Source organism: Amycolatopsis sp. M39 (assembly GCF_001651785.1).
In the GTDB taxonomy this organism is placed as follows: Bacteria; Actinomycetota; Actinomycetes; order Mycobacteriales; family Pseudonocardiaceae; genus Amycolatopsis; species Amycolatopsis rubida.
In genome coordinates this window covers 36,014-54,491 of sequence record NZ_LWSF01000036.1, presented here as the reverse complement: position 1 = coordinate 54,491, position 18,478 = coordinate 36,014, and the positions used below count along the sequence as shown (strand labels likewise).

Here is an 18,478-nt window from a genome sequence, read left to right as displayed (position 1 = left end):
CACTTCCAGCGCAACCGGGCTGGTTGTTGCGTCAGGCAGAGCGCTGCTCCGCGTCCAGCGGCTTGCGCTGCTCGGGGACCGAGACGGGGGCCAGCGGCTCACCGGCCTGGTTTCGCGGGTCGATCAGCGGAGTGACCCGCTTCTCTGCGGAGACGACCACGCCGAAGGTCGCCAGCAGGGTGAGGACTCCGGTGATGACTCCGGTCACGGCGTTGCCCTGGTCTGCGGTGAACAGGCCGGAGCCGACGAGCCCGGACACGGCCGCGGTGAGGGCACCGAGGACCGATCCGGCGATGCGGAGCGGGTAACGGGACATGCGTTGTTCTCCTTCTTCTCTAACGGGTTTGGGCGGAAGGCGGTCGAGCGTGTCGTACACGCGCGCGAACAAGCGGGCGATCTTCCACGCGGCGTAGCCCACGAGGACCAGCAGCACAAGCTGCCCGCCAGTGCCGGCGTTCTCGGGCGCGGCGGCTAGGGCAGCGAGAGCCACTGGCCCGCTTGGATCTTGTTCGGGTTGGCGATTCCGTTGCGGGCGCTCAACGCGGCCACGGTGGTGCCGAAGCGGAGCGCGATAGCGGAAAGGGTGTCGCCGTAACGGACCTGGTACCGGCGGTCTCCGCTCGCGGGCGAGCCGGTCAGCCGGAGCACTTGCCCGACACGGATCAGGTTCGGATTGCTGATCGCGTTGAGCGCGGCCAGCGCGGACACGGTCGTGCCGAACCGAACGGCGATCCCGGAAAGCGTGTCACCAGGCCGCACGGTGTATGTGCCTCCGGCGGCGGGCGGAGGAGTCGGAGTGGGTGGCAGTGTCGGCGCGGAGCCGCTGAGTGTGAGCTGCGCCAGGGTGTAGCTTCCTACGGTTGCGTCGCGATCGACGTTGCCGGAAATCCCCGGGACTGTGCCCTTCTGAGTGTGCTGGTGCAACGCCAGCTGAGGGTGTTCCCATCCGGGCTGTCCCGGATCCCCGTTGTAGCGGGCGATCCAGAGCAACACGTCGGCGTCGGCCCACTCGTCCGGGCTCAAGACGTTGCGGTACCAATCGAGGTTGGCGTACACGAGCACGCGGCGGATTCCGGTTGTTTCCCGCAGACGCCGGATGAACTCGCCAACGAACCCGTTCGCGCCGGACCGCAGAGCCGCGGCTTCCATGTCCAGCATCGGGGCGAGTGCGCCGCCGTCGAGAAGGCCCGCCGCACGGAGGTTCGCGGCGAAGTGCTCGGCCTGGCCGCCGACGTTGCCGGGGTGCGCGAAGTGGTAGCCGCCCGGGACGACCCCGGCTTTGCGGGCGGCGGGCACGCGGCTCGCACTGGTGGTGTCGGTATAGGTGGTGTCCTCGGTGAGCTTGAACGAGGCGAACTCGATCCCGTTGCCGCGCACCGCGTTCCAGTCGTTGACCGGGTTCCAATGCGAGACGTCGATACCGTACTGAGTCAGAGAAATATCCTTGCTAGACAGAGGTTTCCGGCCGTTGCGATTGGCCGATCTGGGCGCGCAGCGCGCCAACTTCGATGAGGAGCCGTGCGTTCTCCTGGCGCACGGCGATCAGTTCCGCTTTCACCGCGTTCAGCTCCGTGAGAACGTCGCGGGTGTGGTCGGCCCGGTCGTTGAGCAGGGCTTGGTAACCGGCGTGCAGGGCTGTCAGAGCTTGCTGGTCGGCGCTGGCCCGCGAGGTCCGAACGGCTCGCCGTGCGGTCAGCAGCCCGGTCAGTGCACCGGTGGCGGGGCCGAGGAACGCGGCCAGCGCGGCGAGCCATTCGGGCGTCATGAGATCCAGCCTCTACGCGGCGGTCAGGAACGCTGTCACACGGGTGAACTGCTCGTTCCCGTGCTGCCAGCCGTCGAGGTTGCCGCCCTTCCACTTGGCGATCGCGAGGGACACGGAACGGCCACCGGTGAGCGTCGGACTGGTTCCGCTGACAGGGCGAGGGATTCGGCCGCCTTGGTTGCCGACCATCCCGCCGTCAATGGAGGTGATCCCGGAAAGGATCTTTCCGGCGAGGCTCGTGCCGTCCTTGATCGTGACGTCCACCCCCGTCGAACTGCCGGGAGCAACCCAAACCTGACCGAAGAAACTCAGCTGGTAGGCGTATCCCGGGTCGGGAAACTCTATTGTGGACAGGATCATGCCTGCTGAGTACTGGGCCACGTCGGCACCGGCGATGGTTCCCGTGCTGTACATCTTGACGTTCATCTGGTTGAGGCGAGCCGCGGTGATCGCTTCACCCGCCCGCCATGGCGTGAGGGGTATCGGTTGGCCTCCGTTGCGTGAAGCCGGTCAGCGCGCGACGGCGGCGGGGAATGCGAGGTTGACCCGGCTGCCTCGTTCGTGGCTGCGTGTCAATCCCTCGACGCCGCGCACGACCGTGAATGTCTGCGGCGAGCTGGTGCCGGTGACTGCTCTGACCCGCATCGTTTCGCCGTTGACCTTGACGAGGAACGGGAATTGGTCGGGATGGGTCGCGGTGGTGATCCATAAGGGACCTTGAATAGTGCGGACTCCGAAGCTTGTCTCAGCGGTTCCGAGTCGCGCGGTCGTGTCCGAGCCGTCGGTGTCGGCCCGCCACGGCCCGCCGTCCGGCGCGGTAGGGCCGGTGACGGCGACCTGCCATGGTCGTCCGGGCGACGCGTTCACATCAGTGTCGATTCGGTACGGGCGCAGGGTTTCGGTGTAGCCCTGCATCAGCAGTCCGACCGTGCCCGGCGGGTGTTGCGGAGGCAGACCGGTGACTTCTACCCGGTCGCCGACTTCTGCGCTCAGCCACGGGCTCAGGAGGGCGGGATTGGCCATGATGTTGGGTGACACCTGCGGGTAGCGCATGTCCGGTGAGGTGCCGAGGTGTACTTGCCACCAAGCGATGTCGGGCAGTTGCGTTTCGCTGGCGACATTGACGTCCAGTTGGGCGTCATAGCGGTTGTGGCTTCGGACATGCTCGGCGTCGGTGGCGCGGGTGACGCCGCCGGTGGTTCGGGTCGCAGTGACGTCGTTGTGCGCGTTGCGGTCGTCCAGGGCTGGAGCGAATCCCGGCTTGATGTCGCCCGGCCCGGCCCGGCCGTCCAGGACGAGCGCGGGCGGTTGGGTGTAGAGGGACATGCGGGTGCGGTACGCGAGGCCGGGCAGCGTCCGGCGTTCGGCGAGGATCCCGCCGTCTGCGGTCGCGCACTCTCGCAGCAGGTCCGGCAGGGTCGAGCTGGATCGTTGCGGCCCCATCGGTTCCGTGTTCACGCTCGACCCGGTCAGCACGAACGGGATGCGGTTCTCGGCGCAGAGGCGGCGCAGCCTGTCTCCGGACTGCTCGCCTGTCCACGCTCGGGCAGCGCTGGTCATCGCCGGGTCGAGTTCGGTCGTGGTGCGGTCGCAGTAGACGTGAGCGATGCCGGTTCCGTTCAGGTCGGCGAATCCGTCCGGTTGGCCGACCCACCAGCCGCCGCCGATGACGATTCCCTGCGGCGGGTTGTACAACGACTTGAACCCCGCAGACCCGCCGGTGCCGTAGGGGTATTGGTCATTGACGAAGCCGATGCTTGCCGTGGTGGTCGAGCCGACGCGGGTCACTGAGAACCGCGCAAGCTGAACGGTGCCGTTGAGCGGAAACGGCAACGCCGGGAACTGTGCTACTTCCAGCCCGCCGCCGAGCGCGCTGCGGGTCCTGATGGCCAGTCGGCCGTCCGGTTGGGCTTCCAGCGAGTAGTACGCAGCGATGCCCAAGCCGGTGCCGTAGAGCGTGACCAGCGGCGTGTCCGCCGCCTTGACGCCGTTGTTCGGCAGGCGCAGCAGGAACACCGCGCTGAATGCCCCCGTGTCGGTGTAGCTGCGGAAGAATCCCGATGCCTGCCCGGACTTGAACGCGGGCATCCCCGCACTGGACGGAACATCGTTGACACCGCCTCCAGCGACGTCGCCCGCCACGGTCAGCGCGGGCCCGTCGACGGCGGGCGCGAACGTCGCTGACCCGGCGGGTTCCTCGCATGGCCAATACGCCACCGGAGCGACGCGGCCCGGCTTCGTCAGCTCAGCCCGCGCAGCCGAGGGCGGGGTGACGCGGTTCTGGTCGAGGCGGCGCAGTACACCGGCCGCGGTGACCGCTGTCCGGGATTCGCCGGGGTATCCGTCCGGGGTGGACAGATCACCGTAGGGCCAGTCAGGGACCCACTCGACCACGAACCCGGAGAACCGGGTCCGGCGGTTCGTGATTCCCGTGGCGACTCCGGAGACGGTCCACTTCCGGTTGGTCTCGTCGGCGAACGAGGTTGCGCCGGGTGCCGGCCGCGTGAAATCCGGCGCGGCGACGAGCGGGCCCGCGGCAGTTCGCCGGATCTCCGCCCGGACCACTTCGTCCAGCGCAGCGTCCTGGTCGTCGAGAATCCGGCCGATGCGGATCGGCTGGTCGCTGGCGTAAATCGACGTGGTGATCGGTGCCGCGATCGGATCCCCCAAGACTGTCCACGGGCCTGCCAACGTGTCGGCCGTGTACAGGGTGATCAACAAACCGTTCGCGCCGGTGTCTGCCACGAACATGACGCGCACGGCCCGGTGACGACGCGACGGCATCGGCACGCCGGACCCGAACGGATACGGGTTGACGCCGTCCGGGCTCCAAGTGAACACCAACTGCTCGTCTGCTGTCGTGCTCACCAGCCACGAACGCGTGCCGTCCTCGTCGCCCCACTTCCCCACCAGCGGGATACCGGCCCAATCGTCGAGGACCGCCTCGAACCGGACGTCCAGACTTCCCGTGACGGCGGCTGCCGCCGGATCAGGTGTCGAGGCAACACCGTTTCGCCGGGCAGTGAAGAACGTCCGCTCGTCCGCGACGCTCACCCGGACCGGGGTCCCCAGCGTCAGGTTCGGGTACCACCGTGAGGCCGGGTGGTTCGGGGTGTAGTCGGAATTCTGGTTGTCCAGCGCGAACCGGCAGGACGAGGGCGCGTCGTGCGCAGCCTCGTCCTGCCGCCCCCGGGTGATCGAGATCGGCTCAGGCATCAGGTCGTCGGTCACGTCGGACCAGATCCACTCGGCCGGATTGGCGTTGAGATCCGCCCGGAACGCCATTTCCACCCGGGCGTCCACCAGGTCGTCCACGCTTAGCCTCACCTCCAGGTTTCGTCAGGCTCAGTAGCCGAACGCAAGCTGCACGTTCCCGCCGCCTTGGGCGTGGACGGCGCTGCGCAGCCATGCGGTCAGGTGTCTGTCCAAACCGGACGCGTCGATCACGACGGTCACCCCGTCGTCTCGGGTGCCGCCGGGGCCGCCGGACGCGGCCGCGGCTTGCTCTGGGCGAGCCTGCGGGGAGACCGCGCCGGATGCCTGCGTGGCAGCGGCTCCAGTGACCGTGCCGGACACGTCCAGCGGCAACGCGTCGGTCAGGCCGGTCAGGTAGTCGCGGATCTGCGGTTCGCCGTCCTCCAGACCGGCGAGCAGGCCGCCCATGATCAAGCGGCCGTTTGCGGTGAGCAGGATTTTGTCCCGGGACGGCGGACCCTTCCAACTGGTGATCCAGTCGGTGAGTTCGCCCAGCTTGTCTTTCACCCAGGTGAATCCGGCGGTCAGACCTTTGATCAGTCCCTTGATGATGTTCTTTCCCGCGTCGACCAGCAGGCTTCCCAGATCGCCCAGCAGATCAAGGATCTTGCCTGGCAACGATTTGATCCAGTCGAGAATGCCGCCGATTCCGTCGGAGACGACACCCTTGATCGCGTCCCAGATGCCACCGGCCATGTCCTTGATCCCTTGCCACGCCTTGTCCCAGTCGCCCGAGAGCAAGCCCATGACGAACTCGATCACGCCCTTGACCGTGCGCATGGCACCCGAGATGACGTCCACGATCGCGGAGAAGATCGGCTGCACCAGATCGAACAGCGACTGAATGATCGGCATGAGCAGATCCGCGATGATCTGCACGACTGGCGCGATCGCGCTCACCAACTCGGCGAACAGCGAAGCCCCTTCGGTGATGATCGGCAGCAGCGCAGTCACCAGGTCCAGCAGCGGCGGCAGCAGCGCGGACACAATCTGCAAAAGCGGCGGGATGATCGGCAGCAGCGCGGTCACGATCGACAGGAACGCTTCCGCCAGTGGCGGCAGGATCGGCAGGAGTGCGGAGAGAACCTGCCCGGCGATCTGTCCCAGCAGCCCGCTCACCTGAGTCAGCACGGGAGCCGCCGCAGCCAGCGCATTGGCGATGATGGTGGCCAGTTGCTGGATCACGGACACGACCACTGGCAGCACCGGCATGAGCGCATTCAGCGCCGCGAGCAAAACCGAGGTGAAGACGCCGGAGAGCGCGGAAATCACCGGCATCACTGCGGTCAGCGCTTGCAGCAGCGCGCCGCCGATCTGTGCGACGAACGGCGCTAGCGCGGACACCAGCTGCGCCACTGCCGGGGCGGCGAGTTGCAGAGCCTGCACCAGGAGGCCGCCGAACTGCTCGATCAGCGGCGCGAGGGTTTGCGCGAGCTGCACCAGAGCGGGCGTGATCGTAGCGATGGCTGCCCCGAGCGCACCGCCGAGCTGCCCGACAATCGTCCCGATCGCCGGAGCCAGGGCAGACACGATCGGTGCCAACGCAGCCATAGCCGGAACCAGGACGGACACGAGAGCCTGCGCCGCCGCGCCGAGCACGGGGGCCAGAGCCGTGAGCATCTGGCCCAGCGGTGCGATCGCTGGAGCCAGAGCGGCGAATGCCTGCCCGATCATCGGCCCGAGTTGCCCGATTGCAGGCGCGACCGACGAAACGACGACCTGCCCGATCGCCGTCAGAACGGGCAGCAAACCGACGATGATCGCGTGCAGTCCGGCAAAGATCTGCCTCAGCGCGCCCGCGCCTTCGGCAGACCGGACGAACGCGAGAACCTGACCGGTCACCTCGACCAAAGTGGACAGAAGTCCGCCGCCGGATGCGTTGGCAGCAGAGAAAACCGCACCCACAGTCTTGGCCAGGTTGCCGACGACGGTCACCAGGTCGCCCACCGCTGACAGTCCGGCCGAGAGCCACTGGCGCAGCTGGCCGGACTGACGGGCCTGGGAGATGAACGCGGCGAACTTCTCCGCGCCGTCGGCCAAGCCGGAGCCGAACCCTGGCAGGAAGTCCGCTCCTACCGTCGCGATGTCCCGAAACGCTTGCAGCAGCGGACGGACACCGGCCGCCGCCGCGCTCAAGGACTCGGAGGTGTTGTCGAGGATCGTGCGGACGTCCCGGACGGTCCGGCCTTCGCGGGCAAATGCCGTGAACCCGAGTGCGCCCGCGTTCAGCCCTGCGGCAACCCGGCCCAGCTCGGTCCGCAGCAGCGGCAGATACGTTCCGGCCAGGCCGGTGATCTCGCCCGCGAGCCCGGCGAACAGACGTTGCTGCACGGTCTGACGCAGGCCGGTCAGCTCCGGCCGCAGTGCGCGCGCGGCGTTCGCGGCCGCCCCCATCGACGGCGCAAAGTCTTTGATCGCCTCGGCGTACTTCGCCGGGTCGGACTCCTTGACCGCGTCGGAAAAACCGGCAACACCGAGCTTGAGCGTGCTGACCGCCGCAGCGGCGGCAAGCCCAGCCGCGGGCACCAGCAGCAGCGAGCCGGACGCGGTGGCTGCGGCGGAGCCGAGCCCGCCGAGCACGCTTACAACCTGGCCCGCTGCGGCGGCCAGCGCCGCGTACTTCAGCACCGACGCCCCGACGTTCAGCGTCATGCGCGTGAACTGGACAGTCGTTCGGCTCAGGCCGTCGTCCAGCTCACCGAGGCCGCGCACGGTCGAGCCGATCGACTTGTCCGCAACGGCCTTGATGACCACGGACTTGCCCGACAGTTCCCGGACCAGGCGCTGGAACCGGGTTTCGGCCGGGAGCGCGTCCAGCTCGGCCAGCAGCCGCACGGCGCTGTCGTTGCCCTCGCGGGCCGCCGCACGGATCTGCTCTTTGAGCAGAGCCGTCTGAACCTGCGCAGTCAGGGTGATGGCGGGCGCGTCACGCTCGTTCTGCCGGACCTGGTCCCGGATCTCCCTGCCGAGCCCTTGCAGGCTGGGCAGGAGCTTGAAATAGGCGTGACCGACCGTTGCCACCAGGCGCTCACCCCCGCCCGGTTCCGGGGGTGCTACCCGTTACGCATCCACACCGCGATCTCGCGCAGAGACTTCAGTTCCGGATCGCCGGTGCCGGCCGGAGCCGTGCGGGCGGGCGAAGCGGTGGCGGTGGCGGTGAACGCCTCGATCGGGTCGGCAAGCTGAGCGTCGGTGATCTCCTGGCCCAGTGCGCTGGCGACAGTCGCCCACAGGGCGGTGATCCGCCGCTCGGTGACCGAGGCCAGCAGGTCGGCGCGGGTCCAGGCTCCCCGCGGATTCAGCACGCGCCAGACGGCCGCGTCGTCGGGCAGATAGGTCACCAGCGCGCACACGCGCCGGTAGGACAAGCCGCCCCGGTACAGGTCGAGCATGTCGACCCCGTACCGGAGCAGGTCCGTTTCCAAAGCTTCGGCGGTCGCCTCGTCCGCGAGCAGCAGGGCGACCGTTACGGGTTTCCCCGCCCCAGCTCCTTCATCACAACGGCCGAGAAGTCCTCGGCGTCTGCGGCCGTGGCGGCCAAACCGCGCCAGGTCGCGTACTGGTCCGCGCCGAGGATGAGTTTCAGCGCGGTGAGGTGCTTGCCCTCTTCCTCCATTTCGAGCGCTTCAAGGGGGAACTTCTCAGGACTGGGCAGGGAGAAGCGTTTGCCCCGCCAGGTCACGGCCAGGTCCCGGCCTGATGCCGCAGGCTTGCCGATTGCTTCTGTGCGTTGCCGAGTTGCCATCAGGTAGGTGTGCTCCTTTGGATGAGGTGTGTTGTACGAGGCACTGTCGGTGCGACATGGATACTGAGATCGCCAGCGAGGACGGACGAGGGAGACGCACGTGGGCGCGATACTGGAGGCCACACCCGAGATGGGCGAATGGTCGGTGGAAGTCCGGCGGGAGTCGGCCTACCTGACCGGCTCGGGCTACAACGAACTCGCCTTCGACGGCGGTCCAGAGCCTCATCACGTCCCGCGCGTCCTGTGGGACGAAGAGGAACCGTTCGGCCGGGCCGAAGCCCCGGACGAGATCGTGCGGGCCGTGGCGTTCGCGATTCCGGCCGAAGACGCGAGCAAGGTGCGCGCCGCGCTCGACCAAGTCATCGCGAACCCCAGCTATGTCGAGTTCATGCGGGAAAACCCGGCACCTGCGGGCACGTGGCGTGTCGAGCAGGCCGATGGCCTCGTTCGTTTGTACGGGCCGGTGATCGCGTTCGGTTCTCACAAGCCGTGGGCGTTGCACCCATCGGTCGAGCTGGAATACAGCTCCCTAGCCGAGCTGCGCGCAGCGTTGGTCGAGCTGGCCTGAACTTCACTTCCCGGGCGGCCGGTCCTCGGCGATCACGTCGAGCGCACCGGTTGCCACGGCCGGGGCACCGAAGAGCACCGCCGGGTCATTGGTAAGCCACACGGCGATGTAGGTCTTGCCCTTCGGCGGTGCGAGAGCGGAGAACGTCAAGCCCCATCGGGCTTCCTGCGTCCGCGAAAACTGGGCGTCCTCGGTTTCGGAGACTTCCGCGCGCGGCAGGTAGAGCCGGTGACTGTAGATCTCCTCGTCAGAAACCACGTCCGTCCAGTCGACGCAGAGCGCGCGGACATCGCTTTTCGGAATGGAACTGATCTCGGCCCGGTAGTTCTTCGGTGCGCCGGTGCCGACGGCAGCGAACTTCATCCCGCCGAAATAGGCGGAAAGCACCTCGCCCTTGGTCTCCTGGAACACCGAAGCGACCGTCAGTTCCTGGGATTTGTAGATGTAGCGGGCTGGGGTGAGCTGCTGCCAGTGCTCAGTGCCTTCCTTCTCCACCTTGCGCGCCAGCGTGGTGCCGTCCGGTGTGGACAGGCCCAAGCCGGTCCAGGGTGCCGCCAGTGGGCTGGTTGCGTCGGCAGGTTCCGGAGTATCCGGCGGAGCTAGCGACACCTCACCGGTGCCAGGCACGCGCACGAGCGCACTGTTCATTGCCATATAAGGAGAATCCTCCAAGCCAAGTCAGGCCCGGGTCGGTGTCCGGGCGTATGCGGTCAAACTGGCCGTTGCTAACGGTGTCGCAGTGAAGGGGTCGATACCTGCAATCGGGGCACTGACGGGTGCTCCGCGCAGCAGCGCTCCAGTCGGCTGCGGTGCGCACAGCAGACCCAACGCGATACCGGCAAGCCGCTTGGCGCTGTGGATGTCGCAGTGCCAGCAGTTCAGCCGGATCACGGCACGCTGCACAGCAGGCCAATCCCACCGGTGCCCGTCCTCGGCAACGAGCAGCCATGGAATCGACGGCGGGCCTCCGTCGTGTCCACGGCCGGTCTCGGTCGAGACCTTCACGCCTTTGACAGCCGGATCAGCCACGGTCATGAGCAGACTGCGCAACTGTCGGACAACCAGTTCGGCTACGTCGAGCGGAATCGGTGGGAACAGGGGCTTACGCGCCTCTCTTTAGAGCTGTGACATTTGACATGACAATGTCACCTCGGTTGACCAGCGGGGTTGCAGGGTATTCCTGGGCGTAGGACTGTGTGGAGGTCAATCAGGCGGCTACATCACTAGGCGAGACACGGAAGCGGTGATTGAGTTGGATACGCTAGCCCTCACGTCCGGAGAGGTAACCCCCGGCGCATGGCGGGTGTCCGCTCGTGGCGAGCTTGATCTTTCAACGCAGCTCAAGATGGCAACTTGCGTTGGAGACGTACTCGCAGTGCAGCCGTTGCACCTTGTACTGGATCTGACCGGGTTGAGGTTCTGCGCTGTTGCCGGTCTGCGGCTGCTTATCGAGACGCGGGACCGTTGTGCTGCGCTCCATACCCGATTTGATGTCCTCGCCAGGCGTGATGTGAGCAGGACGCTCCGGATAGTCGGCCTGCACGACCTGCCAGTCACCGAGGTTCCAGAAGGTAAGTCCGTGTCTGACTATTCGTTCTCACCTTCACCCAATCCGGTGACCTCGAACCCGTTCGCCTCAGCCGCGCGCTTGAGCAGCCCGTAGCGCGCTTCCATGCCGACACCAGCCGGATGCCGGATGGCGACGGTGGCTGAAGTCCGGTCGGTGGCGGCCTCGGTGATGACCTCCACCGGAAGCGCTTCACCGCTGGTGACGCGGTGGCCCTGCGCGCTGGCGGTATCGGCCACCTGTCGTGCAGCCGCGCGCACGGCCTCGGCGACTTCCGGTGAGTTCAGCAGCTCCCGCGCGCCGTCCGAATCGATCGTGATTCCGAAAATGCTTGGCAGCGCCAGGGCTCAGCCCTCCGTATGAGTCAGAACGGTTTCGTAGTGGAGGAAACCCGGCCGGGGCTCGAACCGGGCGGGTTCTCCTTCCACCATGAACGTGCGGCCGTCGTAGGTGATGCGCTCGCGCGCGTGGATCGGCTCGGCGGTCAGCAGCCACCAGGCCCCGGTGACCGCAACCCGTCCCGGGGACGGTTCGGTGCCGCCGGTGCGGGCGGTGTCGCGCGGCAGCAAAAGGCCGGCGACGGGACGCCGTGGCGCGTCCGGGCCGTAGTCGAGCGCCGGGGTCGGGTTGTCGTAGGCGTCGGGGGTTTCGCGAGGGCTGATGACGGTGAGTTGGTGCGGCAGGTTCAGGGCGGCGGCTCCTCCCATGGGAACGGCTCGGCCAGTTGGCCGTCCGGCCCGGGGACCGGCAGCGTGTACGGGCCGCCGTCGTCCGGCTCGGCCGCATAGGGCGTCCGGACGGAACGCAGGCCGCTGCGGCGGGCCAGCCGTCGCAGAACCTTGTGGTCGTGGTCGGTGAGGTAAACCCCAGAGGTGGCGTCGTCGCCGTAGCGGTAGGTGTACTGGCCTGCGGTTTCGGAGCTGTAGCCCTCGGGGTTGCGCACTGCTCGGCCCGCCGCCTGGCACACGATGGTCACGACGGCGGGCGGGACGGTCGGTGTGAGCAGCGCGGGCGGCAGCTCGGCGCGCACCAGGTTCGACGCGTCGACCAGCGCGGTCAGAGCGCGGGCCTCCGCGTCGGGAGTGGTGAGGTTGACCCCTGGCCGGGCTTTGAGCTGCGCGAGAGTCGCCAGGGGTTCCGGCTCCGCGGGTTCGGTCACGCGGCAGGCGCGGTGGTGAATCGCACGGCGCGCTTGACCGAGCCGTCATCGGTCGTGGTGCTGGCTCCGGCCAGCGTCGAGACCACGGACCGGTCCTGCTGGTACCCCGGGTCGTAATCGCGGACCAGGCGCATGGCGAACCCGCCGTAGGTCGTCGCTTGGCCGAACGTCGCTCCGGCCGGAACCTCCAGCGCCCGAGTCACCAGCGGGAACGCCGTGGTGTGGTAAGCGACGCCGGAGCCGTCCGCCAGGTAGTTGCTCGGCAAGACGGTGAACCCGTACAGGCGGCCGATGATCGCGTCGCGCAGTGCCTGCGGCGAGCCGGACGCGTCCACCGGGACCAGCCGTTTCTGCGGGTCGTTGAGCAGCATCGATTCCAGCTCGGACGACACGGCGAACCAGCGCTGATCGAACGGCACGCCCGCCTTGTTCAGCAGCGCGCGGGCGTGAATGAGCTGGGTGTGCAGGTCAGTCCCGTCGGCCTTGACGGTGATGGTCGAGGACAGGGCGTTCATCTGCCCGGCGACCATGCTTTCCACCCCGATAGCCACGCTCTTGGCCTGCGGAGTGGCAACCTGCTTGGTGAAGTCCTTGACCTGCAAGGTCAACTGCTCGTCGGGAAGGTTGATTCCCTTGTACAGGTAGGTATCCAGCTTGACGTCCACCGACTTTTCCTCGGCGTCGTCGATCACGATGGGCTTGTTCTCGGACCGGTTGAACGTGCGAGCCGGGCCGACGACGGTGTCAGTCCGGACGGTGACGGTGTCGCCCTGCTTGCCGGTGAAATCGGCTTCGGCGTCGCGCCACGCGGTACCGGCCAGCACGGTCTGCTGGGTGAGTGCCGCGATCGAGGCGGACGCGATCTGCTTGGGCGTGAGGAACTTGTTGGCCATAGGCGGGTGCTGTTCTCCTGAGGTTGGAAGGCGGGCGGGAACGGGGTGGGCTACTTGCCCCAGACCAGGCGGCTGATCTGCTCGGGTGTGTCCTCGACCGGTTCGGCCGGAGCGCTGGCCGCCGGGCGCAGTGCTTCCACCGGAGGCCGCCCGGTGGCGGTGCGGGCAGGCGGTGCGGCAGTCGTGACCAATGCCGAGATGACCCCGGCCAGCTCGGCGGCGTCGGCCGTAAGCTCTTCGGCCGTCGCGCCGTTGAGCCGGGCGGCGAGCGCGTCCGGCAGCTGTGCCGTCCGGATGACGGTCAGCCGGGCCAGGTCGAGTTCCGCGGCTTCGGCGCGCTGCTTCGCGGCGGCGGCCTGCTCGGTCAGCTGCTCGGCCTGTTCGCGCAGCGTCGCCAGCTCGGCAGGCTCGGCGGGCGGCTCGGCCGCCGGTTCCGGTTGCGCGGCAACCGGCGGCACCGGGGTTGCCGGGTCGGCGGGAACGGCGGCGGCCTGGGCTGGCTCGGCGGCAGGGGCTTCGGGCATTGCGAGTACTCCAAAGGGTCGGTGAGCAGGGCAGGGTGGAAGGCCACCCGCCCGGTTTCCTCATGCGCGACAGCGGGGAGACGGCTGTTTTCGGGCTGTCGTGGGAATCCGGGCGGGTGGCCGGTCTGATGGCGCTCAGCCGCGACGGGCGACGGCGTGAGCGCGGCGGAAAGCGTTGCGGGCGTCCTTGCCGGACAGACCTGCTGTCGCGGTCTCCCACAGTGCGGCGAACCGTTGGGACGCTTCGGGGAGCACGACGGGGCCGAAGACGGGTTCGGCCTGGCAGTTGCAACCGTCGTGGTACTCCTCCCCGGTCGCGGCTGCGGTCGTGGCGGATCGTTCGGAGCGGTAGAGCACGGCTTTGCCGATGGCTCCCCGACTGGCGAGCATCGCGCAGAACGCGCACGGGTTTTCGTCGGTGACGCGCATCCAGCCCCGTGCTGCCCGGTCGTCCCGCACTGCGGTCCGAACGGTCGCACGGCCCGCCTCGAGTACGTGGCGAGAGCTGGCCGCAGCGACACCCGGCCCGGCCCGGTCCAGCGCACGCGCGGGGTCCCAGCCGCCGAAGACGAGCCGGACCACCGTGCGAGTGCCGGTGACCCGCAGCGAAGTCAGCGCGCGGTCTCGCCACGGCGCTGACGTGCCGGCCGGACGGGCGCGCGGCGTGAACGCCGCAGCCGCGGGGACCTCGGCCCGCCGGAACTCGCGGTAGTAGGCCGCCGCCAGCTCGGCCGAGTCGTCGCGGTGCCGCGCCAACACGGACAGGATTTGCCCGGCCCACCCGGCATCGGTCAGTCGCAGCGGGTCCAGCGACCGCCAGACGGCGAGGACTTCGGCCACGACCCGCGCGGAGAGACGACCTTGGGCAAGCCGGTGCGCGGTGGTGACCGCGCGTCCGGCCCTGGTGCTGGCCATGGCTTCACCGCCCGTTCGGGTCGGCGGTGGCGCGGGCCAAGGTGTCGGCCAGCAGAGCGTGCCCGTCGACCGACTGAGGCATCTGCTCCCAGCGGCGCACGTCCTGGTCGGTGACTCCGGGCAGGCGTTCCCAGGCTGCGCGTGCGGGCACGTCGAGCATCTGCACGGCCTTCCCCCAGGCGTCCACGACGGCCGACAGCGGACTGGTCGAGGTGTCGCGCCAGCGCGCGACCGAGGTCGTGTCGAGCCATCCGGCCTCGTCCCCGGCCGCGAGGCAGGACAGCCGCAGCGTCTGCTGCCACGACTCGCCGTAGGAGGTCTTCCGCTCGCCGACCCGACGTTGCAGTCCGGCGTCGGCGGCGGCGATCGTGTCGGCCGCGAGGTTGGACAGCGAACCGTGCAGCGCCCACGCGGGGGTCTGAGTGATCGCGGCGAGGTGCCGCAGAATCTGCTCCAGCACGGCGACGTAGCCGGACATGTCGGTGGAGTCGAACGTGCCGAAACGCGTCTCGGGCGAATCGGAGTGCAGCAGCCGATCCGGGCCGATCGGCGGTTCCTCGTCGTCGTCCAGCTCCAGCCCGGCGGCCCAGCGCTGCCGGTGCGCGCCGTGCTCGCCGGTGGTCATGAGCAGGAACGTCTGGTAGTTCAGCCGGTCCTGGATGTCGAGGACCGGGGCGACCACGCCGGGGCTGTCGGCGTCCAGGTCCTCTTCATCGAGGAACCGGACTACCGGGCAGATGCCAAGTCCGTGTTCCGCGTGGTCGAGGTAGGACGGCCCACGGCCGGGCTCGTCTTCGGACAGGGTGTAGACCGCCTGGTCGTCGAACAGCCGGTAGACCTGGCGCGGTCCCTCCGGGGTCCAGGACGTCTTCCGGTGCAGGGCGTAGATCGGCCACGGGTCCGCGTCGTCGGCGTAGACGGCGGTCATGTTGCGCGGGGACACGCCCCGGATGACCGGGGCCGTGTCGCCGGGTAGAACCGTGGTGTACGCCCAGCCGTACTTCAGCGTGGCGCGGTGCACCGCGGCCTGGCGGCGGGCCATGCCGTTTTGGTTCCAGTGCGTCCAGCCGAGTGGTTCGTCGGCCTGGTCGTCGCCGAGCGCGCGGTAGCCGTCCACGAACAGGTTTTGCGCGAGGAGTTGCATCAGCAGGCGGCACCAGTTCGTGCGGGACCGGTCGAGCAGCCAGCGGTACGCCCGGCGGGCCGAGCGGGGTGCGAACGGCAGATCGTGATCACCCTGGACGTAGCGGTGAATCCGGTCGTTGCGGGCCTGGTCTGGCCAGACAGCCTCAATCCGGTGAGCGATATCCGAAGCCTGAGAAGGCAGCAGGGTCACGACCACCTCCCTTCACCACATGCTTTGGCTACAATGTGGTGCACGTTTCGACCTTGAGGGGGGTCTGTGGGAATCGCTGAAACGCTCGCGGCGAAGACCGTCAGCGAAAATATCTTGCAGAAGGTATTTTCTGTGATCGTGGGAATTTGTTCTACTATCTGGATAGGCTTCGCGGCGGGTGCCAGGATCACGTCGCCGATCGACATAGCTGGATATGTCGGAGACTATCTTGGCCTTTCTCGTGCTGCGGATAAGCTGACACCAGTGACGTCATGGTCCGCCGAGCCGCGCCATCTGGCCTTGTTCATCGGTGCCGCAGTGATTGCCGGGATGCTCTTCAATCTAAGTGCCGCGCCCACGGTTCCAATTCAGAGTTCCGCTGCGCAGGCGGCTTGGGTATTCTTTCTCGTTGCCGTGCAGGGTGCCGGATTCTTTGTGACGCTTGGAATATGCGTCAGCCTGGGGGTAATTGCATTCGGTTTTGCCTGGCTGCAAGCCGGGGATTCAGTGGCACGACCGCTTGCCTGGACTGCACTGTGGACCAATCTTGCGATTAATGCGCTCGGAGCTTTCTACCCTCTCTCGCTCCTGCTCATATGGTTTTCCGTTTCTTACAAGGGTAATATTCCGGAAGACTCGTCACGTGAATACACGCAGCCGACCGGTGCGGCGCCTTCCGCGTCGAGTCCACTCGGGAGACGCGAGTACTAGTCGGCGGACGTGCCGTGCGCCGATCAGGCACACGGCAAGGTCGATCTTGTGTGGCGAGTCCCGCGCCTCTTTCCGGATGAGTACTCCGTAGCGGGTCGGCTGGCGGCGGGCGTTGAGCACGTGCCGGGTGAGCCGCGAGTCCCCGTCGTGGGTCAGGGCCTTCTGCTTGATCTCGGCCAGCGTGCGTTCCACGGCCGGGACGAACTCCGGGACCTTGGCACGCATGTCGAACGCGACGGCCGAGCGGCTGCGCCCGGGGGTCGCGTCGACCAGCAGCCGGTCCCCGAACTCGAACGCCCACGCGTCCACGTAGGACTCGAACTCGCGGACGTCAGCGAAGAACCCGACCACGTCGAACCGGTCGAACGCGGTGCGCACCGCCAGGTCGGCGGCCGCCCGCTCGACTTCCCAGCCGGCACCGGCGGGGCCTTCGGGCTTCTCCTGACAGTGCAGGACGGCGGCGTGCCCGTCGGACATCCGCACGGCTACCAGGCCGGTGGCGTCGTCGTTCTTGCTGCCGTCAAAGAACATGACCACCGTGTCGCCGTCGAGCAGCGGGGGCCGCTCGGGATCGTGGCAAGCCGTCCACTCCGGCGCGGTGGTCCACGCGGTGGCGGCCGAGGAGCGCTGGTTGAAGAAGTACCGGCGGGATTCCTCCGGCGCTTTGGTCAGATCCCAGAACTCGTTCTCGACAATGCCGGGCAGGTCCATCCAGTCCGCTGCCGGACCGTAAACCTCCCTCAACGCCGCCACCATCGCGTCCAGGTCGGTCAGCTCGACGTCGGCCGGGGCTTCGCGGTGGTCCCACAGCAGCCGGGCCGAGCGGGTGCGGCCCTCACGGATGGCTTTCGCTTGCCGGTCGAGCGCCTCCAGGATCGAGTCTTCCCCGGCCTGGTACATCGTGGACGTCAGCAGCCCCCACGGCTGAGCGGCCTTGCGCTTGCGCAGGTTCCGATCCACCGTCTTGAACATCCGCCGCAGCTCGGGCGTGATGTACAGGTGCGGTTCGTCAAAGATCGCCAGCGATTCCTTGCCGCCGTCCTTCGCCGAAGAGCTGGCGGTGGACGGGACGATTTCCCCGCCGCCGGGCAGCAGGACCCGGGTCAGCCCGGCGGCGTCCTTCGGCAGATCCTCGCCGAGCGGGCCTTCGGTGAGGTTGTAGTGAATGACGTCGTAGGTGTTGCCGGTCTGGCTCTCTTCCGTTGCCAGGCAACGGATGTACGGATACGTGAGCTGCTGGCCCATGGGTTCGCCGGGCTCGTAGGTGTAGGTGAAGTCCCGCCACCGGTAGGTCTCGCCGCCGGTGGCCCATCCGCAGAACCGGCACGGGCCGAACGCCTCGAACAGCCCGACGAATCCCGCGATCTCCGACTTGGCGCGGCCTTTCGCTCGGGAGAGCACGGCCCGGCTGTACTGGCGGCGGCCGTGGCCGTCGAGGGCGTAGGCGTCGACCAGGAACCCGGCGAACTCGTCGTCCAGGTCGACGTCGTCGCCCTGGACGTCGCCGGGGCCGTGCACGGTGAAGTGCTCGACCCAGGCTGAGCCGAGCCAGCCCAGCGAGCGGGCCCGGTCGTGACCGGGGGCGTAGACCAGCTCACGCGCCACCGGACAGCCTCCGGCGGCGCTCGTCGAGCCGGGTCACCGCGGCCGCGTCCGGAACTGGCGGAGCGTCGGCGTCCCCGTCCGGACTCGTGTAGCGGATGCGCAGCTTCAGCCGGTCCTCGTGGGTGAGGCCGAGTTTGGCCGCGCGCAGCCGAAGCTCGGCGGCGCGGTTGGCCTCTCCGCGCCAGAACGCGTCGACCAGCACCGCGGTTTCCATCGCGAAACGCCAGTCGGTGTCGGTCCAGAGGCGGCAGTGCGGCATGTGCCGGACCGCGTCCCACCACGCGAGGGTTTCCGGATGCCACTTCTTGCGGCCGTTGCGCGGCAGCTCCGGTGACTCGCCGTCGAACGGGACCGCCTCGACGGTCGTCCAGTCGTAAGCCTTGGGGTTGCGGTTGCGCGAGTTGGCCGAGGGCGGCCGTCCGGTGATCGCCAACG

The 18,478-nt window shown here is 68.1% G+C and carries 22 protein-coding genes; 3 read left to right on the top strand and 19 right to left on the bottom strand.

What is annotated here, in order from left to right:
- Positions 1–31: 31 nt before the first annotated feature.
- The 8 genes from A4R44_RS51535 to A4R44_RS41965 all read right to left on the bottom strand — a co-directional run bounded on the left by A4R44_RS51535 (position 32) and on the right by A4R44_RS41965 (position 8,765).
- Positions 32–490 (bottom strand): hypothetical protein, encoded by a 459-nt coding sequence (locus A4R44_RS51535; protein WP_232792020.1) that lies wholly within the window; start codon positions 488–490, stop codon positions 32–34.
- On the bottom strand, positions 472–1,503 hold the full coding sequence (locus A4R44_RS41995) for a LysM peptidoglycan-binding domain-containing protein (protein ID WP_095213958.1): 1,032 nt from the start codon (positions 1,501–1,503) through the stop codon (positions 472–474). The genes A4R44_RS51535 and A4R44_RS41995 overlap by 19 nt, the downstream gene beginning before the upstream one ends.
- Entirely contained in the window at positions 1,448–1,765 is a 318-nt protein-coding gene (locus tag A4R44_RS41990) for a hypothetical protein (RefSeq protein WP_067594326.1), read from the bottom strand. Before A4R44_RS41990 ends, A4R44_RS41995 begins: the two co-directional genes overlap by 56 nt.
- Before the next feature lie 12 nt (positions 1,766–1,777).
- On the bottom strand, positions 1,778–2,191 hold the full coding sequence (locus A4R44_RS41985; protein ID WP_067594323.1) for a hypothetical protein: 414 nt from the start codon (positions 2,189–2,191) through the stop codon (positions 1,778–1,780).
- Between the two features lie 84 nt (positions 2,192–2,275).
- On the bottom strand, positions 2,276–5,080 hold the full coding sequence (locus A4R44_RS41980) for a hypothetical protein (RefSeq protein ID WP_067594320.1): 2,805 nt from the start codon (positions 5,078–5,080) through the stop codon (positions 2,276–2,278).
- Between the two features lie 30 nt (positions 5,081–5,110).
- Positions 5,111–8,041, bottom strand: coding sequence for a hypothetical protein (locus A4R44_RS51530; protein ID WP_232792018.1), 2,931 nt, complete (start codon positions 8,039–8,041; stop codon positions 5,111–5,113).
- A gap of 32 nt (positions 8,042–8,073) precedes the next feature.
- Positions 8,074–8,445, bottom strand: a complete 372-nt coding sequence (locus tag A4R44_RS41970) for a hypothetical protein (RefSeq protein WP_232792017.1) — start codon at positions 8,443–8,445, stop codon at positions 8,074–8,076.
- A 41-nt stretch (positions 8,446–8,486) separates the two neighbouring features.
- A complete protein-coding gene (locus tag A4R44_RS41965; RefSeq protein ID WP_067594318.1) occupies positions 8,487–8,765 on the bottom strand; it encodes a hypothetical protein in 279 nt (92 codons plus the stop codon).
- A 100-nt stretch (positions 8,766–8,865) separates the two neighbouring features.
- On the opposite strand from A4R44_RS41965, the gene A4R44_RS41960 reads away from it, so the two are divergent.
- The gene (locus A4R44_RS41960) at positions 8,866–9,333 is read left to right on the top strand and encodes a hypothetical protein (RefSeq protein ID WP_157905142.1); all 468 of its coding nucleotides are present in this window, start codon (positions 8,866–8,868) and stop codon (positions 9,331–9,333) included.
- Positions 9,334–9,336: 3 nt separating this feature from the next.
- Here the strand turns inward: A4R44_RS41960 and A4R44_RS41955 are convergent, their stop codons facing one another.
- Positions 9,337–9,870 carry a hypothetical protein gene (locus tag A4R44_RS41955; RefSeq protein WP_157905141.1) on the bottom strand — a complete coding sequence of 178 codons (534 nt, stop codon included), beginning with the start codon at positions 9,868–9,870 and terminating at the stop codon, positions 9,337–9,339.
- A 141-nt stretch (positions 9,871–10,011) separates the two neighbouring features.
- Positions 10,012–10,368, bottom strand: a complete 357-nt coding sequence (locus A4R44_RS48670) for a hypothetical protein (protein ID WP_157905140.1) — start codon at positions 10,366–10,368, stop codon at positions 10,012–10,014.
- Between the two features lie 208 nt (positions 10,369–10,576).
- On the opposite strand from A4R44_RS48670, the gene A4R44_RS52885 reads away from it, so the two are divergent.
- The gene (locus A4R44_RS52885; RefSeq protein ID WP_369806061.1) at positions 10,577–10,996 is read left to right on the top strand and encodes an STAS domain-containing protein; all 420 of its coding nucleotides are present in this window, start codon (positions 10,577–10,579) and stop codon (positions 10,994–10,996) included.
- Here the strand turns inward: A4R44_RS52885 and A4R44_RS41950 are convergent.
- The 7 genes from A4R44_RS41950 to A4R44_RS41920 all read right to left on the bottom strand — a co-directional run bounded on the left by A4R44_RS41950 (position 10,921) and on the right by A4R44_RS41920 (position 15,727).
- Complete coding sequence (locus tag A4R44_RS41950; RefSeq protein ID WP_157905138.1) at positions 10,921–11,160, bottom strand: hypothetical protein; 240 nt, start codon at positions 11,158–11,160, stop codon at positions 10,921–10,923. The two genes, A4R44_RS52885 and A4R44_RS41950, sit on opposite strands and share 76 nt — an antisense overlap.
- 87 nt (positions 11,161–11,247) lie before the next feature.
- Entirely contained in the window at positions 11,248–11,607 is a 360-nt protein-coding gene (locus A4R44_RS41945) for a hypothetical protein (RefSeq protein ID WP_067594307.1), read from the bottom strand.
- Positions 11,586–12,059, bottom strand: coding sequence for a hypothetical protein (locus tag A4R44_RS41940; RefSeq protein ID WP_067594297.1), 474 nt, complete (start codon positions 12,057–12,059; stop codon positions 11,586–11,588). The genes A4R44_RS41945 and A4R44_RS41940 overlap by 22 nt, the downstream gene beginning before the upstream one ends.
- Positions 12,056–12,952 carry a P22 phage major capsid protein family protein gene (locus A4R44_RS47640; RefSeq protein WP_067594295.1) on the bottom strand — a complete coding sequence of 299 codons (897 nt, stop codon included), beginning with the start codon at positions 12,950–12,952 and terminating at the stop codon, positions 12,056–12,058. The genes A4R44_RS41940 and A4R44_RS47640 overlap by 4 nt, the downstream gene beginning before the upstream one ends.
- A 50-nt stretch (positions 12,953–13,002) precedes the next feature.
- Positions 13,003–13,476 (bottom strand): hypothetical protein, encoded by a 474-nt coding sequence (locus A4R44_RS47635; RefSeq protein ID WP_067594293.1) that lies wholly within the window; start codon positions 13,474–13,476, stop codon positions 13,003–13,005.
- A 135-nt stretch (positions 13,477–13,611) separates the two neighbouring features.
- Positions 13,612–14,391 (bottom strand): hypothetical protein, encoded by a 780-nt coding sequence (locus tag A4R44_RS41925; RefSeq protein WP_067594292.1) that lies wholly within the window; start codon positions 14,389–14,391, stop codon positions 13,612–13,614.
- Between the two features lie 4 nt (positions 14,392–14,395).
- Positions 14,396–15,727, bottom strand: a complete 1,332-nt coding sequence (locus tag A4R44_RS41920; RefSeq protein ID WP_157905137.1) for a phage portal protein — start codon at positions 15,725–15,727, stop codon at positions 14,396–14,398.
- 66 nt (positions 15,728–15,793) lie between these two features.
- Between A4R44_RS41920 and A4R44_RS48660 the strand changes: the two genes are divergently transcribed.
- Entirely contained in the window at positions 15,794–16,438 is a 645-nt protein-coding gene (locus tag A4R44_RS48660) for a hypothetical protein (RefSeq protein WP_157905136.1), read from the top strand.
- On the opposite strand, the gene A4R44_RS41915 is transcribed toward A4R44_RS48660, so the two are convergent.
- Positions 16,367–18,043, bottom strand: coding sequence for a Terminase (locus tag A4R44_RS41915; RefSeq protein ID WP_067594287.1), 1,677 nt, complete (start codon positions 18,041–18,043; stop codon positions 16,367–16,369). The genes A4R44_RS48660 and A4R44_RS41915 overlap by 72 nt on opposite strands.
- Positions 18,033–18,476, bottom strand: a complete 444-nt coding sequence (locus A4R44_RS41910; RefSeq protein ID WP_067594285.1) for a hypothetical protein — start codon at positions 18,474–18,476, stop codon at positions 18,033–18,035. Before A4R44_RS41910 ends, A4R44_RS41915 begins: the two co-directional genes overlap by 11 nt.
- Positions 18,477–18,478: the final 2 nt, after the last annotated feature.

Coding starts and splice junctions, on each gene's coding strand:
- A4R44_RS47635 (WP_067594293.1), bottom strand. CDS start 13,476: ATGCCCGAAGCCCCTGCCGCCGAGCCAGCCCAGGCCGCCGCCGTTCCC.
- A4R44_RS41985 (WP_067594323.1), bottom strand. CDS start 2,191: ATGAACGTCAAGATGTACAGCACGGGAACCATCGCCGGTGCCGACGTG.
- A4R44_RS41925 (WP_067594292.1), bottom strand. CDS start 14,391: ATGGCCAGCACCAGGGCCGGACGCGCGGTCACCACCGCGCACCGGCTT.
- A4R44_RS41990 (WP_067594326.1), bottom strand. CDS start 1,765: ATGACGCCCGAATGGCTCGCCGCGCTGGCCGCGTTCCTCGGCCCCGCC.
- A4R44_RS41945 (WP_067594307.1), bottom strand. CDS start 11,607: ATGGGAGGAGCCGCCGCCCTGAACCTGCCGCACCAACTCACCGTCATC.
- A4R44_RS41965 (WP_067594318.1), bottom strand. CDS start 8,765: ATGGCAACTCGGCAACGCACAGAAGCAATCGGCAAGCCTGCGGCATCA.
- A4R44_RS48670 (WP_157905140.1), bottom strand. CDS start 10,368: ATGACCGTGGCTGATCCGGCTGTCAAAGGCGTGAAGGTCTCGACCGAG.
- A4R44_RS47640 (WP_067594295.1), bottom strand. CDS start 12,952: ATGGCCAACAAGTTCCTCACGCCCAAGCAGATCGCGTCCGCCTCGATC.